This window comes from Caulobacter sp. X (assembly GCF_002742635.1).
In the GTDB taxonomy this organism is placed as follows: domain Bacteria; phylum Pseudomonadota; class Alphaproteobacteria; order Caulobacterales; family Caulobacteraceae; genus Caulobacter.
In genome coordinates, this window is record NZ_PEGF01000001.1 from 990,556 (window position 1) to 1,005,559 (window position 15,004).

Genomic DNA, 15,004 nt, shown 5'->3' on the forward strand with positions numbered 1-15,004 from the left:
AAGCTTATAAGGGGGTCGCTGATTTTAACCCTGATGTCCAGAAAGCCCAGTGACGCGCCTTGCGGATCGACACAGAACAGGGCGATGACGCCCTACCGGTGGTCCGCTTCGAAGGCGTCTCGATGCGCTACGGCCGGGCGCCGGAAACCCTCAAGGATATCAGCTTCTCCCTCCGTCAGGGTTCGTTCCATTTCCTGACCGGAGCGTCCGGCGCGGGCAAGAGTTCGCTGCTGAAACTGATCTATCTGGCCCATCGTGCGTCACGAGGACGCGTCGAGCTGTTCGGCCGCGATATCAGCCTGCTGCACGCCCACGACCTGCCCTTCGTGCGCCGGCGGATCGGCGTCGTCTTCCAGGAATTCCGGCTGCTGGAGCACCTGTCGGTGTTCGACAACGCCGCCCTGCCGCTACGCATCCTCAAACGCAAGCCCGCTACCTATCGCGAAGACGTCGCCGAACTCTTGAACTGGGTGGGCCTTGGCGAGCGGATGCACGCCTTGCCGGCCACCCTGTCCGGCGGCGAGAAGCAGCGCCTGGCCATCGCCCGCGCCGTGGTCGACCGCCCAGACATCCTGCTGGCGGACGAGCCGACCGGCAATGTCGATCCGGCCATGTCGCTGCGCTTGCTGCGCCTGTTCGTCGAGCTGAACCGCCTGGGCACCACGGTGCTGATCGCCACCCATGACGAGGACATGGTCGCGCGCGCCGGCCGGCCGGCTCTGCGCCTTCTGGACGGTCGCCTGATGGGGACGGAGGCGACGCCATGACCGCCCTGTTCGATGTCTCGCGCTGGCGGCCCGGGCCGCTGCTGCCGCCGCGCGACGCCCGCGACGGCGCTTTGGTGTTCGTCGTGGCGGTGCTGTGCTTCCTGGCTTGCCTGACAGCCTTCGCCGCCCTCGCCGCCAACCGCGCCGCCCACGGCTGGACCGCCCAGCTCACCGGCTCGGCCACCGTCGTTGTCCGCGCCCGCGCCGGCGAGACGCCCGACAGCGCCGCCGCCCGCGCCGCCGAGACCCTGGCCGGCGTCCGCGGCGTGGTCGAAGCCCAGGCCTTGACCCGCGAGAAGGCCGAGGCCCTGCTGGAGCCCTGGATCGGCAAGGACGCCCTGGTCGAGGACCTGCCAACGCCGCGTCTCGTCACCCTGGACCTGGACCCGAAGGCCCCGCCGACGGCCGAGACCCTGGACAAGGCCCTCCGGTCCGCCGGCGTCGACGCCACCGTGGACGACCACAGCCGCTGGATCGCCGACATCGAGCGCGCCGCCGACATGGCGCGATTGGCGGCGCTGGGCGTTTTCACTCTGATCGCGGCGGCCGCCGCGGCGGTGATCGCTTTCGCCACCCGGGCCGGCCTCGCCGCACGCCATGAGGTGATCGAGGTGCTGCATTTCTCCGGCGCCGAACGGGGTTTCATCGCCGGCCTCTTCCAGGGCCGCTTCGCGATGATGGGCGCGCTCGCCGGCTTCCTGGGCGGCGCCAGCGCGGCGGGCGTCGGCGCTCTGCTGCGGTATTTCGGCGGCGGCGCGGGTCTGGCGCCCGTCCTGCCGTTGGCCTGGATGGACCTGCTGGCGGCCGCGCCAGCCCCCTTCGTCGCGGCCCTGATCGCGGGCGTTTCGGCGCGTCTGGCCGCGTCGCGGATCGTGGGGGAGATGGCGTGAAGTCGCTCGCCGCCCTCTTGATCGGCCTGATGATCTGGGGCCTGGGCCTGGTGGCCTTCACCGGCCGCGTGGACCTTTCCACGCCCGCCCCCGAACCGCCGCAAGCCGACGGCGTCGTCGCCCTGACCGGCGCCTCGAACCTGCGTCTGGAAGCCGCCACGCGCTTGCTTGAGGAAGGCAAGGGCAAGCGCCTGCTGATCTCGGGGGTCAACCGCGAGGCCACCCGCGCCGACGTCCAGAGCGTCACAAAAGCGGTCAAGCCAATCTACGACTGCTGCGTGGACCTGGGCTTCACCGCCGCCAACACAGTGGGCAACGCGCTGGAGACCGCCGAATGGGCGAGGTCCAACGGTTATGACAGCCTCATTGTGGTCACCGCCGACTATCACATGCCGCGTTCGATGCTGGAGCTCGGCGCCGCCATGCCTGGCGTGAAGCTCTATCCCTACCCGGTGAAGACCGACCTCAACGCTCATCGCTGGTGGAAAACCAGCATCAGCGCTCGGCGGATGATCGTGGAATATTGTAAGTACCTGGCCATCCTGGGGCGCGAAGCGTTCCTGGGCCTTGGCCCCAAGACCAAAGGCGCCCCCGAGGCGAAGGACGCTCCTTGATCTACCTGCGCTCGTTCCTGTTCCAGCTTGTTTTCTGGCTGTGGTCCGCGACGATGGCGGTCCTGATGCTCGCCACGATCCCGCTGCCGCGCGCGGTCAATCGCGCCTGCCTGACCTTCTGGTCGAAAGGCGTGATCCTGAGCCTGCGCTGGCTGGCGGGCGTCCGCATCGAGATCCGCGGCCGCGAGAACGTGCCGACTGGAGCGGCGATCGTGGCCGCCAAGCACCAGTCGATGTTCGACGTCTTCAGCCAGTTCGCCATCCTGCCCGACGCCTGCTTCGTGATGAAGAAGGAGCTCCTGATGGTGCCGCTGTTCGGCTGGCATGGCCTGAAGGCGGACATGATCGTCGTCGACCGCGACGGTCACTCGGCGGCGCTGAAGAAGCTGGTCCGCGACGCCAAGGATCGCATGAAGGACGCCCGCCAGATCGTGATCTTCCCGGAAGGCACGCGCGGCGACGTGGGCCAGCCTGGCGACTACAAGCCCGGCATCGCCGCGCTCTATCGCGAGCTGGACATGCCGGTGACGCCGCTGGCCCTGAACTGCGGCAGCCACTGGGACAAGGGCTTCCTGCGCAAGCCCGGGACCATCGTCTTCGAATATCTCGAGCCAATCCCCGCTGGCCTGAAGCGCGCCGAGTTCATGCGCGAGCTGCAGACCCGCATCGACGGCGCGACCCAGGCGCTGGAGGCCGAGGGGCTCTAAGCCTCCGCCTCGATCGCCTCGACCATCTTCAGCAGCCGCTCCATGGCGTAGTCGCGCACGCCATCCTCGCGCAGGTGCATGACGAGGTCGCGGAGGTAGTCGATGTTCGGACCCGACAAGCCCGTCGCGCCGGCGATCAACTGGGCTTGTTGATCCAGGGTCAGAGCGCCAGCCCACTGGCTGTGCTTCATGTCGGACAGGAAAACCAGCGCCGACGCCTTGCCGTTTCCGTCGATCTTCACGTCGCGCCAGGTTTCGAAATAGGTCTCGGTCGGCTGCTCGCGCTCGCGCAGATAGGCGTAGACGCCCTCCCACTCGGACGCCGCCACCCGATAGGCCATGCCGCGCACCGCCCCGCCGGGCGCCAGGCCCAGCACCAAGCCCGGCCGCTCGTAGGTGCCGCGATGGTGGACCGAATAGATGCAGAAGGCGCGTCTCCGACCGTGGAGCACGGCGGTTCTTCGGTCTATGAACGGGAACCCGGGTCGCCACATCAGCGATCCGTATCCGAACACCCAGCGATCTTCGCCGCCGCCTGCCAAACCCATCACCATTCCCGACTGGACGCGCCTTTCCATGACCCATAGCGACGCCGCCCCGTCCCGCAAAGCCCGCCGGAGCCGACTGTTCGCCCCTTTCATCCTCGCCGGCCTCGTCGCGGGCGGTTGGAGCTATGGTTGGTTCTGGCTGCGCGGCCAGGCCGAGCAGAAGATGGACGCCCAGGCGGCGGACCTGAAGTCGCGGGGCTATGACCTGTCGTGGAGCAACCGCACCTTTCACGGCTTTCCGTTCCGCCTGAACGTGGACCTGACCGACGCCCGGGTCGCTGAGCCAACCGGCTGGGCCGTCCGCGCGCCGGTCCTGAAGGGCGAGGCGGCGATCTTCGACGTCACGCATTGGGTGCTGGTCGCCCCGCAGGGTGTGGTGCTGACCCGTCCGGAAGCCGGCGACGTGGCGATCACCGGCCAGGCGCTGCGGGCCAGCATCTCGCACGTCAAGGAGACCCCACCGCGCATTTCGGTCGAGGGCGCGGGCCTGACCTTCACGCCGGCGACCGGCGCCAAGCCGTTCCAGCTGGTCTCGGCCGACGGCATGCAGCTGCATCTGCGCGCGGGTCCGGACGACCAGGGCGCGATCTTCTTCAAGGCCGACGGCGCCAAGACCGCGTTCACCGGCCTCCTGGGCCGCATCGCCCAGGACAAGACCGCCTCAATGACGCTGGAGACCAAGCTCTCACATGTCTCGGCCTTGCGCGGCCGCAACTGGGAAGCCGCCGTGAAGGGCTGGAGCGCCGCCGGCGGCCAGATCACCTTCGAGCAGAGCCAGATCCTGGCCGGCGACGCCGAAGGCAAGGCCAAGTCGGGCGTGCTGTCGGTCGACTCGGAAGGCCGCCTGACCGGCGATCTCGAAGTGGCGATCAAGGAGCGCGTCGACCTCGACAAGCCGATCCGCACGCCGGAGCAGGCCCTGGCGGCCGCCGCCCAGGCGATGGGGCGTGAACCGGTCATCGAGGCCAGCCTGCATTTCCGCGACGGCCGCAGCTTCCTCGGCGTGCTCGACACCGGCCCTGCGCCGCGCGTCTACTGATCGAGCAACGATCGCCCAGAGCGCAATTTTCTTCCCATGAAGGCTGGCTATTGCGTGTTTGGCGGCAAAGACTATGGTCCCGCCTCCAATTTCGGGGAAGAACATGGGCAGCGACGCGACGGACGCCACACCGTCTCTCGAAGAGGTCCGATGGCGGCTCGACGCCATCGACGGTGAACTGCTGAAGCTGCTCGACGAGCGCGCCAGCCTGGCCGGCGCCGTCGCCGCCGCCAAGCGCGCCTCGGGCGACACCGGCTTTGGCCTGCGCCCCGGCCGCGAGGCCCAGATCGTCCGCAAGCTGCTCGACGCGCCGCGCAAGGGCGCCTCCAACGCCCTGGTCATTCGCATCTGGCGCGAGATCATGGCCGATAACCTGGCGCGCCAGGGCCCCTATCAGCTGGGTGTGTTCGGCGGCCGCGAGCCCGCTCGCACGGTCGAGCTGACCCGCCTGCGCTTCGGGACAGCCCCGCGCCTGTCGCTGGTCCCGACGGCCCAGGACGCCCTGGCCGTCGCGCGAGCCCCTTGGGGCGTCGCGGTGCTGCCGCTGGCCAGCGACACGCCCTGGTGGGGCCGCCTGCTGGCCGAGCCGAAGCTGAAAGTGTTCGCCGCCCTGCCCTGTCTGGCGACCTGGGGCCCCCAAGCGGCCCTGGCCGTCGCCGAGGTCGAGGTCGAGCCCACGGGCGGCGATCAGACCTTCTGGGTGAGCGACTCGCCCAAGAGCGCGGCCGCCATCGTCGAGACCCTGGGCCAGGATGGCGTCGCCGCCGAACTGGCCGCCGAGGCCGGCGGCTTGAAGCTCTTTTCGCTCTCCGGCTTCTTCCAGCCGCACGACGAGCGGCTGGCGCGCGCGCCCGGGCAACTGACAGGCGTCATCGGGGCTGCGCCCGAGCAGTTCGACGTGTAAGAAGCGGCCGCCGTACACAGACTGGTACGAAGCCCGAGTAAGCCGATGACCGCCTCCGCCGCCGACCGCTTCGCCGCGCCCCGCCCCGTCCCCAAGGCCGGGATCCTGGACATCCACGCCTATGTCGGCGGCAAGTCGAAGGTCGAAGGCGTCGCCCATCCGGTGAAGCTGTCGAGCAACGAGAACATCCTGGGCAGCAGCGACAAGGCCAAGGCGGCCTATCGCGACGCCGTCGATCGCCTGCACATCTATCCGGACGGCAAGGCCAATATCCTGCGTGAAGCCGTCGCCAAGCGCTTCAACCTTGAGCCCGAGCGCCTGACCTTCGGCGACGGCAGCGACGAGATCTTCGCCCTGCTGTGCCAAGTCTATCTGGAGCCCGGCGACAACATCGTCCAGGGCGAGCACGGCTTCGCCGCCTACGCCATCGGCGCTCGCGCCTGCCAGGCGCAGGTGCGGATGGCCAAGGAGATCAACCACCGCATCGACGTCGATGAGGTCGCCAAGTGCGTGGACGAGCGCACGCGCCTCGTCTTCATCGCCAATCCGGCCAACCCGACCGGCACGTGGCTGACCGGCGAGGAGATCCGCGCCCTGCACGCGGCCCTGCCGCCGTCGGTGGTCCTGGTGCTGGACGGCGCCTATGCCGAGTTCTGCAGCGATCCGCGCTTCGAGGACGGTCTCGATCTGGCCCGCTCCGCCGAGAACGTCATCGTCACCCGCACCTTCTCGAAGCTGCACGGCCTGGCCGCCCTGCGCGTCGGCTGGGGCTATGCGCCCAGCCACATCATCGAACCGATCGAGCGCATCCGTCCGCCGTTCAACACCTCGATCCCCGCCCAGGAAGCGGCGGTCGCGGCGCTGTTCGACGACGACTTCCAGGCCCGTTCGCTGGCCCTGGTCGAGCAGTGGCGGCCGTGGCTGACCCAGCAGCTGGGCGGCCTTGGCCTGGAGGTCACGCCGTCGGCGGCCAACTTCGTGCTGGCGACCTTCCCGACCACGCCCGGCAAGACCGCCTTGGAGGCCGAGGCCTTCCTGGCGTCCAAGGGCTACCTGGTCCGCGCGGTCGCCAACTATGGCCTGCCGAACGCGATCCGGATCACCATCGGCCTGGAAGAGCAGAACCGCGCCGTGGTCGAGCACCTGACCCAGTTCATGGGCCGCTAGATGTCTAATCCCGGTATCCTCTATCCCAAGATGACCGTGATCGGGGCCGGCCTGATCGGCGGCTCGATCATCCGCGCGGCGCGCGAGCACGGCGTGGTCGGCGAGATCACCGTGGCCGACGCCAGCGAGGCGCACCGGAGCCGTATCGCCGAGCTGGGCGTCGCTGAACACGTCACCGGCGACATCGCCGAGGCGGTCAAGGACGCCGACCTCGTGGTGATCGCCACGCCGGTGCTGTCGATCCCCGACCTCGCCGCCCAGGTGATCCCTAAGATGAAGGCGGGCGCCACCCTGACCGACGTCGGCTCGACCAAGGGCAATGTCGCCGAGGCCTTCCGCGCCCAGGACATCTCGAAGATCCACGCCATCCCCGGCCACCCGATCGCCGGCACCGAGCAGTCGGGCCCCGACGCCGGTTTCGCCGAGCTGTTCGAGAACCGCTGGACGATCCTGACGCCGCTGGACAGCGAGGACGAGGCCTACGCCGCCGCCGTCGCCCGCCTCTCGACCTTCTGGCGCGCCTTCGGGGCCCAGGTCGAGCTGATGGAGGAGAAGCACCACGACCTGGTGCTGGCCGTCGTCTCCCACCTGCCCCACCTGATCGCCTACACGATCGTCGGCAGCGCGGCGGACCTCGAGAACGTCACCGAGAACGAGGTCATCAAGTACTCGGCCTCGGGTTTCCGCGACTTCACCCGCATCGCCGCCAGCGACCCGACCATGTGGCGCGACATCTTCGTGGCCAACAAGGACGCCGTGCTGGAGATGCTGGGCCGCTTCACCGAGGACCTGCAGGCCATGAGCCGCGCGATCCGCTGGGGCGACGCCGACACCCTGCACGCCCACTTCACCCGCACCCGCGCCATCCGCCGCGGCATCGTGGCGGCGGGCCAGGAAAGCGCCGAGCCGAACTTCGGGCGGGATCGCGGCAAGCACTGACATCGACACGGCTTCTCCGCTTCACGCGGCGAGCCGCTGAAGGGATGGAAAGGGACGCGGAGCGCCGGACGACGTCCGGAGGTTTGAGTAGTAAATACCGTTTCGACGAAGCCCGACGCTCCGCGCGATCGTTATTCGCCAGCGTCCCGTCGGGTGGCCCTGTTCAGGCCTTACCGGGACCTGGGCGCTTCCGTTTCCAGAAGACCCAGCGGTCGAAGAGGACGGGCTTCCAGCCAGACACGCCCTTTTGCCTTCAACCACGCCGACGGCGGGCGGGTCTGGCCAGCAACCAGATCCCCGGACCGTCCGAGTATCCCCCTCGAACCTGTCCCCGCTCGATCGCCCCCCGCCGCCACGATGGTCGCTGGCCATGCGCCCTTTCCTCGCGACGAGGTGGTTAGAGAATACGGCAGGTTTCGAGGGGGAGGATAAGATCGCGCGAACGCTCGTTCCTTCCATCATCCTCTCCCTTGGGGAGAGGGCGGGGCCAAGCGAAGCTTGGGAGGGTGAGGGTCTAAGCCCTCACCGATAAAAACACAGGGAACACAGAGGTTTGCGCGGACTCACCACCGGCTCCGCCATCCCCTCACCCTCCCACGCCTGCGGCGCGGGCCCCGCCCTCTCCCATGGGAGAGGGTGTTTCGCGCCCGTTCCTTGACGGGAATGGAAGCGCCGAGCGCCCATGCCGCCCCGCTCGCGCCACGCTGCTTCTCGCCTCAATCGCGAAACATGGCCGTAACAATCCAGGCTCATGCAAAGCGTCCAGGGACAATCACCCGGAAGGAAACGACCTCCATGCGCCGCATGCTTCTCGCCGCGCTCGCGACCTGCGCTACTGTCGCCGCGGGCGCAGCTCTCGCCCAAGAAGGACCGCCGCCCGGCATGCGCATGCCGGCGCCGGAAGACATCTTCAAGCGCTGGGACGCCAACAGCGACGGTTTCGTCGACAAGGCCGAATGGACCGGCGCCGGCCGTCCTGAAGACCGTTTCGCGATGATCGACGCCAATAAGGACGGCAAGATCACCCTCGACGAGCTGAAGACCGCCTTCGAGACGATGCGTCAGCGTCGCATGCAGCAGGGCGACGGCCCGCCGCCCGGCCCGCCCCCCGGTCCGCCGCCGGAAGGCCCCATGCCTCAGAACTGATCAGGCCTTCGCCCGATCCGACGCCGTCCAGCCACACCGCTGGGCGGCGTTTTCGTTGAGGCCATTTGCCGTGACAACCTCAACGGCGCTCCATGAACTTGGCCATGAAACGCATCGCTGACGCCCTGCCCAAAATGAGGTCGATTTACCGCCTGGCCGGCTCCATCTAAGGTAGCGTTACCAGTGATGACCAGGCCGCAAAGCCCATTGCGCATAGGGTTTCGGAGACGGGAAAGCTTATGGTTTCCAAGGTGTTCGCCGTCTTGCGCGGCGCTTTGTCGCGAGGCCGACGCGATGACTCGGCGACAGGGCCGACGCATAGTTTCCAGCAACCCTATGTCGTAACATCTAGATAGCCATGGTCATGGCGCGAGGACGTTCGAGCATCCGCGACAATCCCCTCACCTTGGCCCTTGTTCGGCAGGCGTCGCGCAACAGCGTCGCGACGATGGCTGTGCAAGCCGCGGCCGCGATCGGCGTGACCCTGGCCACCTTGCCGTCCGAACGGCCGGTGTACTGGATGTGGCTCACGGCGACCCTGGCCGTCCTGGCCGCGCGCGTGGTTGTGGATCGCCTGCTGGCTTCGGCGTTGAAGGGCGGCCCGCTCGCGCGCCACCTGGACCAGATCGTCCTCGCCTTCTCCGCCGGCCTGCTGATCAGCGCCGCCTTGTGGGCCCTGCTGGCTTGGGCGCGCTTTCCCATAGACAGCCAGCGTACGCGCTTCGTGATCATCGTGGTGTTGTCGGCCTTGGCTGGCGGCGCCACCGGCGTCCTGTCGCCGATGAAGGCGACGGGACGAATCTATATCTCGCTGATCCTGCTGCCAGCGTCCGCGGCTCTGCTAATCGGCCCTGATCGCGCCTTGGGCTTGCTGGGCGTCGCGTTCTGGCTGGTCATGCTGGCGGGCCATCGCAACAACCACGCCCTGCTGGTCGACTCCGTCCAGCTGCGCGACCAGAACCGCGACCTGGTCGAGGCCCTGGCGCGCCGCAGCCACGATCTCAATAGCCTGAACCAGGAGCTGGAGGCCCGGGTCGCGCTGCGCACCCGCCAATTGCAGGAAGCCACCGAGCGCGCTCAAAGCGCCAACGAGGCCAAGTCACGCTTCCTGGCCACGGTCAGTCACGAGATGCGCACGCCGCTGAACGCCATCCTCGGCCTGGGACAGATCCTGGCCCGCTCCTCGCTCAACAGGAAGCAGCGCGAACAGGTGGTGGAGATGAAGGGCGCCGCCCGACGGCTGCGCATGATGATCGACGACGTGCTGGATCTTTGCCAGCTGGACGACGGCGAACTGCAGCTGAAGCCTCGGCCGTTCCAGCTGACCGCCCTGGCGCAATCGCTGGACAATCTTCATCGGCCGACGGCCGAGGCGCGCGGCCTGCGCTTGACCATGCAACTCGAGGCGGGCCAGGGCGAGAGCAGGCTCGGCGACATTGACCGCCTGCGCCAGGTGATCAGCGTCCTGATCGACAACGCCTTGAAGTTCACCCATGAGGGCGGCGTCGATTGCCGGATCAGCGGCGCGGGCGATGACCTGCGGATCGAGGTCAGCGACACCGGCGACGGCGTCGCGCCCGAAAAAATGGCGGTGATCTTCGAGCGCTTCAGCCAGATCGACGACTCGACCAAGCGCGCGGCGGGCGGCATCGGCCTGGGTCTGGCGCTCTGCCAAGGCCTGGTCGCCAAGATGGGCGGCGATATGTCGGCCTCCTCGCGGCCCGGTCGCGGATCGACCTTCAGTCTGCGCATCCCCTGCCCGACCATCGCCGAGACGCCGCAACGCGCGCCGGGTCCGCGCGCCGAGGATGAGGAACATCCCACCCTGCTGGTCGTCGACGACAACGCCATGAACCGCGAGATCATCGCCGCCCTGGTCGAGCCGTTCGGCATCGCCTGCGGCTTCGCCGCCGATGGTCGCGAAGCGGTGGAGGCCTGGCGGAGTCAGCCTTGGGACGCGATCTTCATGGACGTCCACATGCCGGTGATGGACGGCGTGGAAGCCACCCGCGCCATTCGTCGGGAAGAAGGCCGCCTGGGACGGCCGCGCGTGCCGATCGTGGCGGTGACCGCCAGCCTGATGGAACAGGAAACCGCCGGCTACCACGCCGCCGGCATGGATGATGTTCTGCCCAAGCCGATCGAAGTCAGCGCCCTGGCCGAGATGCTGGCCCGCTGCGTCGGCGGCGAGACGTCCGAGACCTGACGTTCCGGCGAAATCAGATCGCGCCGACGCTTGAGTAGCGCCCCGAGCCGGGCTAAACGGAGCGTCCCTTTGGCGGGCGTAGTTCAGAGGTAGAACGTCAGCTTCCCAAGCTGAATGTCGGGGGTTCGATTCCCCCCGCCCGCTCCAAGGTTTCCCTCATCGCGTTGACGCTCGCCGGCTTCGGGCGCACGATCACCTCAAACAGACGTTTGGGGAGAAACGCCATGGCCGACGGCGCGGTCGATCCGCACGCCCATGATCGGGCCAAGTTCCACGCCATGGTCGATGGCACGGCCGAGGACTGGGCGATTATCGCCAACGCCTCGATGGAGTTCGGTCGCGACCTGCCCAAGCGCCTGATCGCGCATCTGAACCTGCTGAAGGGCGATTGCGGCGGCTTCGCCATCGACCGGCTGGAGCACAGCCTGCAGACCGCCACCCGCGCCCACCAAGCCGGCGAGGACGAGGAATATGTCGTCTGCGCCCTGCTGCACGACATCGGCGACATCCTGGGTCCGCGCAATCACGCCGACATCGCCGCGGCGATCCTGCAGCCTTTCGTGTCGGAGCGGAACCACTGGATGGTGGCGCACCACGCGATCTTCCAAGGCTACTATTTCTTCCACCACCTGGGTCTGGACCGGAACCTGCGCGACCAGTTCCGGGGCCATCCGGACTTCGAGTACACGGCCAAGTTCTGCCACGTGTACGACCAGGAAGCCTTCGATCCGAACTTCCAGTCAATGCCGCTGGAGGCGTTCGAGCCGATGCTGGGGCGGGTGATGACGACGCCCAAGCGGTCGATCTACATGCCCTCGCGGGCGGCGGAGTAAACGGCCCTCCCTTTCGGAAGGGCCGCCAAGGTCCTACTCGATCCGTTCGGCCTTGATCCCCAGCTTGGCCAGCTGGACCTGGACGCTGTCGGGGCCCACGAGGTGGCCAGAGCCGACCGCGACGAAGCTGACGCCCGATCCGGCGAGCTTGGTCTTCAGCTGGCTAGCCCAATCCTGATTGCGCTTGACCAGCAGCAGATCGTAGAGCTCGGGATATTCGCCCTTCATCTCGGCGACGAACTGTTTCTCCAGCTCGCTGACGTCGCCGGCGGCCCAGGCGGCGACCATCTTGTCGATCTTGGCCACCCCCTCATCGACGTCGTCCAGGGTCGAGCGCAAGAAGTCGGCCTCGGTCTTGGGCGGCAGGTCGGCGAAGAAGCGGATCTGCTGCTCGGGGGTCTCGAGGCCGTTCTTGGCCTTGCCGGTCTCGGTCGCCGCCTTGACCAGCACCTGCTCCACGCCGCTGCGAGGGTCGTAGCCGGCCTTGATCACCGGCGCCATCGACAGCGACACGGCCGCCAGCCAGGGCCGCATCGACTCCAGGGCCTGAGGCGGCACGCCGCCGCCCTGGGCCAGCTCCGCCGCGTGCTTGAAGGCCTCCGGGCCGATCTTGCTGGACAGGGGCTTCGCCGGATCCAGGCCGTACTTCAGCACCAGAGGCTGCATCACCGCGGGGTCGTCGCCGCCCACGATCTCCAGCGTCAGCTCGCCGCTGCTCTTGAAGGCCTGATCGATCTTGGCCGAACGCCATTGGGTGTCGGGCTTGAGGATGTGGATCGTGCCGAACAGGTAGATCGTCGAGTCCTTGTCCTTGATCGCCCACAGGGCGGGTTCGGCCAGGACCGGTCCGGCGACGGCCAGGGCGATGGCGGAGATCAGGCCCGTGCAAAGGCGGCGGGCGTGGCGGTTCAGGTCTCGAAGCATGGTCACTCCTAGGGATGGATTGAGGGTTGGATGGGTTTGCGGCGACGGCAAGGTCCGATCGCCGCGGGAACTATCGGAGGAAGGTCTCGACCGCCTCGGCGAAAGCCTTGGGCTGGTCCAGCATGATGAAGTGGCGGCTGTCGTCGACGCGCTTGAGGGAGACGCCCGGCAGGCCGGCATAGGCGTCGGCGTAGATCTTCTCGATCATCGCCACAGGCGCGCCGGCGGCCGGGTCAAAGGGATAGAGCAGGGTCGTCGGCGCCTTGACGCCGCCAAGGCCCGGGCGGGCGTCGGTGGTCAGCAGGTCGTACATCGCCCGGCCGACGACCGATTGCGACGAGGCCTTGGACCAGGCCAGCATCAGCGCCTGGCCCTCGGGGGACTTCGCGTAGCGCGGCGCGGCCATGGCCTGCTGGCTGGCGAAGGCTTCGGCGCTCATGGCGATCGTGGCGTCGCGCATCGCCGCGGCCTGCGGCTTGACGCTGTCGGGCGTAGCGGTCGGCGAAAACAGCAGCGAGAAGAACGGCAGGCTGTCGACAATCATCAGCCGGCCGACGTCCTCCGGGTGACGCTCAGCCAGCAGCAGGCCGGTGAAGCCGCCCATCGAGTGGCCGATCACCGCCGGCGACTTCAGGTGGTTGGCCTTGATGTAGGCGTCGACGGCCTCGACCAGGGGCTCGACCACCGGACCTTCGGCGTTGCCGGCGACCGGCGCGCCGGCGAAGCCCGCCACCTGCACGACGTGGACGCGATGCGAGGTCGAGAGCTGTTTGACGGTCGCGTCCCAGACGGCGGCGGACGAGGCCAGGCCGGGGATCAGCACGACATCGGGGCCCTTGCCCGTGACGGTGACGGTCATTCGATCGGCGGCGCTGGCGCGGCCGCCAAACACGCCGAGCGCGGCCAGGATCGCCATGATGACGGCGAACAGATGGGCGCGGGGCATCAGCTTTTGCATCGTGCTCTCCTTGGGAAACGGGGCATGCGCAAGGGTTCGGCGACAAGCGCCGAGCGGTGCGGATTGAAAGGATGGGTCGGGGCTAAGGGCCCCGGGCGGACGAGGCCCTAGGCCTCGTCCTGGAAGATGGCCTCGATGGGCTGCTCGAACAGCCGAGCGATCTTGAAGGCCAGCGGCAGGCTGGGATCGTACTTGCCCGTCTCCAGAGCGTTGACGGTCTGGCGGGACACTTCGAGCCGGTCGGCGAGATCGGCCTGGCTCCAGTCCCGCTCGGCGCGGAGGACCTTCAGGCGGTTCTTCATTGGTACCGCCTCCGGATGAAGGGCTGGCTGAAGCCCCAGGCCAGGCAGAACAGCGGGAAGACCAGGAACAGCGGCGGCGCGGGAACCACATCGGCGTTGCTGAGGAAGCCCCAGACGGTGGTCACCGCCAGCACGACGCCCAGCCCCCAGATCATCGCCTCGACATGCACGGCGCGTTCGAATTCGTCGGGCTCTTCCTTGAGATAGAGGCCCATGACGACCAGCACGCCGAGGATCGGAACAGCGGGCGCGGCGGCGACCAGCCACAGCAACGGCCCCGACAGGTCCACGCGATGCAGCAGATAGATCGAGCCCATCAGAACCAGGCAGTAGCTCATCAGGGCCACCGACAGCCGCCGACGGTACCGTTTCATCACCGGACCGATCCGCCCCGCCTTCAGCCTGGCCGTGCCGAAGAAGACATAGGCCAGGTAGACGACGAACCAGGCGAACAGCGCGATCGGCAGCGCCAGGCCCTTCAACACGTGGGAGAAGGCCAGCCAGAACGGAATGGCGGACAAAGCGACCGCGCCGGCGGCGAACAGGGCCCACTTGGACCAGGTCGGCATAGACTGGGCCATGACGGCCTCCTTTCGATTTGGAATTAGCGCTGACGCAGCCACCAGCCGGCCCAGGCCAAGCCGTAGCCAACGAGTTGCACGGTGATGAGGCCCACGACGCCAATCGCGACCCATTCGGCCGGCGCGTGCTGACCCATCAGCGAAACAAGGCGGGCGTCGCCGATCAGGAATGGGATCGGCAGCACCAGAGCCATCGCGGTCGAACCGCCCCACATCCACGCGAACTTGTGGGCTTCGCGCGCCGCCTCGTCGATGTTGCGCCAATAGGCGAGGCTGGTGACCGAGCCCAGCACGATCAGCACGACCAGGATGGCGCCGATCATGGCGGGCGGGATCGTCAGACCCATGTCCCTGACGACGTAGTAGCCGGCGCCGCAAACCGCGCCGACCAGGAACGCCCCAAGCAAGCCCCGCAGCGCGACCGCCTGGCGACGCGTCTGTCGGTTGATGTGTTCGCTCATCGATGAACCCCCTATCCG

At 68.0% G+C, this 15,004-nt stretch carries 17 protein-coding genes, 1 tRNA gene and 1 pseudogene; 12 read left to right on the plus strand and 7 right to left on the minus strand.

Going from position 1 to position 15,004, the window contains the following annotated elements; translation table 11 throughout:
- The first annotated feature begins 59 nt into the window (after positions 1 to 59).
- The 4 genes from ftsE to CSW60_RS04510 are packed head-to-tail and all read left to right on the plus strand — an operon-like array spanning position 60 to position 2,978.
- Entirely contained in the window at positions 60 to 767 is a 708-nt protein-coding gene (ftsE, locus tag CSW60_RS04495) for a cell division ATP-binding protein FtsE (RefSeq protein ID WP_201722967.1), read from the plus strand.
- A complete protein-coding gene (locus CSW60_RS04500) occupies positions 764 to 1,657 on the plus strand; it encodes an ABC transporter permease (RefSeq protein ID WP_099536111.1) in 894 nt (297 codons plus the stop codon). Before ftsE ends, CSW60_RS04500 begins: the two co-directional genes overlap by 4 nt.
- Positions 1,654 to 2,271, plus strand: a complete 618-nt coding sequence (locus tag CSW60_RS04505; RefSeq protein WP_099536112.1) for a YdcF family protein — start codon at positions 1,654 to 1,656, stop codon at positions 2,269 to 2,271. Before CSW60_RS04500 ends, CSW60_RS04505 begins: the two co-directional genes overlap by 4 nt.
- On the plus strand, positions 2,268 to 2,978 hold the full coding sequence (locus CSW60_RS04510; protein ID WP_099536113.1) for a 1-acyl-sn-glycerol-3-phosphate acyltransferase: 711 nt from the start codon (positions 2,268 to 2,270) through the stop codon (positions 2,976 to 2,978). Before CSW60_RS04505 ends, CSW60_RS04510 begins: the two co-directional genes overlap by 4 nt.
- On the opposite strand, the gene CSW60_RS04515 is transcribed toward CSW60_RS04510, so the two are convergent.
- Entirely contained in the window at positions 2,975 to 3,526 is a 552-nt protein-coding gene (locus CSW60_RS04515) for a gamma-glutamylcyclotransferase (RefSeq protein ID WP_099537548.1), read from the minus strand. The genes CSW60_RS04510 and CSW60_RS04515 overlap by 4 nt on opposite strands.
- A gap of 28 nt (positions 3,527 to 3,554) precedes the next feature.
- Between CSW60_RS04515 and CSW60_RS04520 the strand changes: the two genes are divergently transcribed.
- From CSW60_RS04520 to CSW60_RS04535, 4 genes are all read left to right on the plus strand, one after another.
- Positions 3,555 to 4,565 (plus strand): DUF2125 domain-containing protein, encoded by a 1,011-nt coding sequence (locus tag CSW60_RS04520; protein ID WP_099536114.1) that lies wholly within the window; start codon positions 3,555 to 3,557, stop codon positions 4,563 to 4,565.
- A gap of 103 nt (positions 4,566 to 4,668) precedes the next feature.
- Positions 4,669 to 5,469 (plus strand): chorismate mutase, encoded by an 801-nt coding sequence (locus CSW60_RS04525; protein ID WP_099536115.1) that lies wholly within the window; start codon positions 4,669 to 4,671, stop codon positions 5,467 to 5,469.
- A gap of 45 nt (positions 5,470 to 5,514) precedes the next feature.
- Positions 5,515 to 6,636 (plus strand): histidinol-phosphate transaminase, encoded by a 1,122-nt coding sequence (hisC, locus tag CSW60_RS04530; protein ID WP_099536116.1) that lies wholly within the window; start codon positions 5,515 to 5,517, stop codon positions 6,634 to 6,636.
- Entirely contained in the window at positions 6,637 to 7,575 is a 939-nt protein-coding gene (locus tag CSW60_RS04535) for a prephenate/arogenate dehydrogenase family protein (protein WP_099536117.1), read from the plus strand. It abuts the gene before it with no gap.
- A gap of 141 nt (positions 7,576 to 7,716) precedes the next feature.
- Here CSW60_RS04535 and CSW60_RS23860 read toward each other — a convergent pair.
- Positions 7,717 to 7,797, minus strand: a pseudogene (locus tag CSW60_RS23860) (hypothetical protein); the annotation flags it as partial.
- Between the two features lie 573 nt (positions 7,798 to 8,370).
- On the opposite strand from CSW60_RS23860, the gene CSW60_RS04545 reads away from it, so the two are divergent.
- The 4 genes from CSW60_RS04545 to CSW60_RS04560 all read left to right on the plus strand — a co-directional run bounded on the left by CSW60_RS04545 (position 8,371) and on the right by CSW60_RS04560 (position 11,760).
- On the plus strand, positions 8,371 to 8,721 hold the full coding sequence (locus CSW60_RS04545; protein WP_099536118.1) for a calcium-binding protein: 351 nt from the start codon (positions 8,371 to 8,373) through the stop codon (positions 8,719 to 8,721).
- Positions 8,722 to 9,169: 448 nt separating this feature from the next.
- The gene (locus tag CSW60_RS04550) at positions 9,170 to 10,927 is read left to right on the plus strand and encodes an ATP-binding protein (RefSeq protein WP_236634212.1); all 1,758 of its coding nucleotides are present in this window, start codon (positions 9,170 to 9,172) and stop codon (positions 10,925 to 10,927) included.
- A 72-nt stretch (positions 10,928 to 10,999) separates the two neighbouring features.
- Positions 11,000 to 11,074 (plus strand) — tRNA-Gly (locus tag CSW60_RS04555).
- 77 nt (positions 11,075 to 11,151) lie between these two features.
- Positions 11,152 to 11,760, plus strand: a complete 609-nt coding sequence (locus CSW60_RS04560) for an HD domain-containing protein (RefSeq protein ID WP_099536120.1) — start codon at positions 11,152 to 11,154, stop codon at positions 11,758 to 11,760.
- A gap of 33 nt (positions 11,761 to 11,793) precedes the next feature.
- Here the strand turns inward: CSW60_RS04560 and CSW60_RS04565 are convergent, their stop codons facing one another.
- The 5 genes from CSW60_RS04565 to CSW60_RS04585 all read right to left on the minus strand — a co-directional run bounded on the left by CSW60_RS04565 (position 11,794) and on the right by CSW60_RS04585 (position 14,986).
- Positions 11,794 to 12,684 (minus strand): TraB/GumN family protein, encoded by an 891-nt coding sequence (locus CSW60_RS04565; RefSeq protein ID WP_099536121.1) that lies wholly within the window; start codon positions 12,682 to 12,684, stop codon positions 11,794 to 11,796.
- A gap of 70 nt (positions 12,685 to 12,754) precedes the next feature.
- Positions 12,755 to 13,642, minus strand: coding sequence for an alpha/beta fold hydrolase (locus CSW60_RS04570; RefSeq protein WP_099536122.1), 888 nt, complete (start codon positions 13,640 to 13,642; stop codon positions 12,755 to 12,757).
- A gap of 107 nt (positions 13,643 to 13,749) precedes the next feature.
- Positions 13,750 to 13,944, minus strand: coding sequence for a helix-turn-helix transcriptional regulator (locus tag CSW60_RS04575; RefSeq protein ID WP_099536123.1), 195 nt, complete (start codon positions 13,942 to 13,944; stop codon positions 13,750 to 13,752).
- The gene (locus CSW60_RS04580; protein ID WP_099536124.1) at positions 13,941 to 14,525 is read right to left on the minus strand and encodes a hypothetical protein; all 585 of its coding nucleotides are present in this window, start codon (positions 14,523 to 14,525) and stop codon (positions 13,941 to 13,943) included. The genes CSW60_RS04575 and CSW60_RS04580 overlap by 4 nt, the downstream gene beginning before the upstream one ends.
- Before the next feature lie 23 nt (positions 14,526 to 14,548).
- Positions 14,549 to 14,986: a hypothetical protein gene (locus tag CSW60_RS04585; protein ID WP_099536125.1), complete on the minus strand. Its 438-nt coding sequence runs from the start codon at positions 14,984 to 14,986 to the stop codon at positions 14,549 to 14,551.
- Between the last annotated feature and the right edge of the window lie 18 nt (positions 14,987 to 15,004).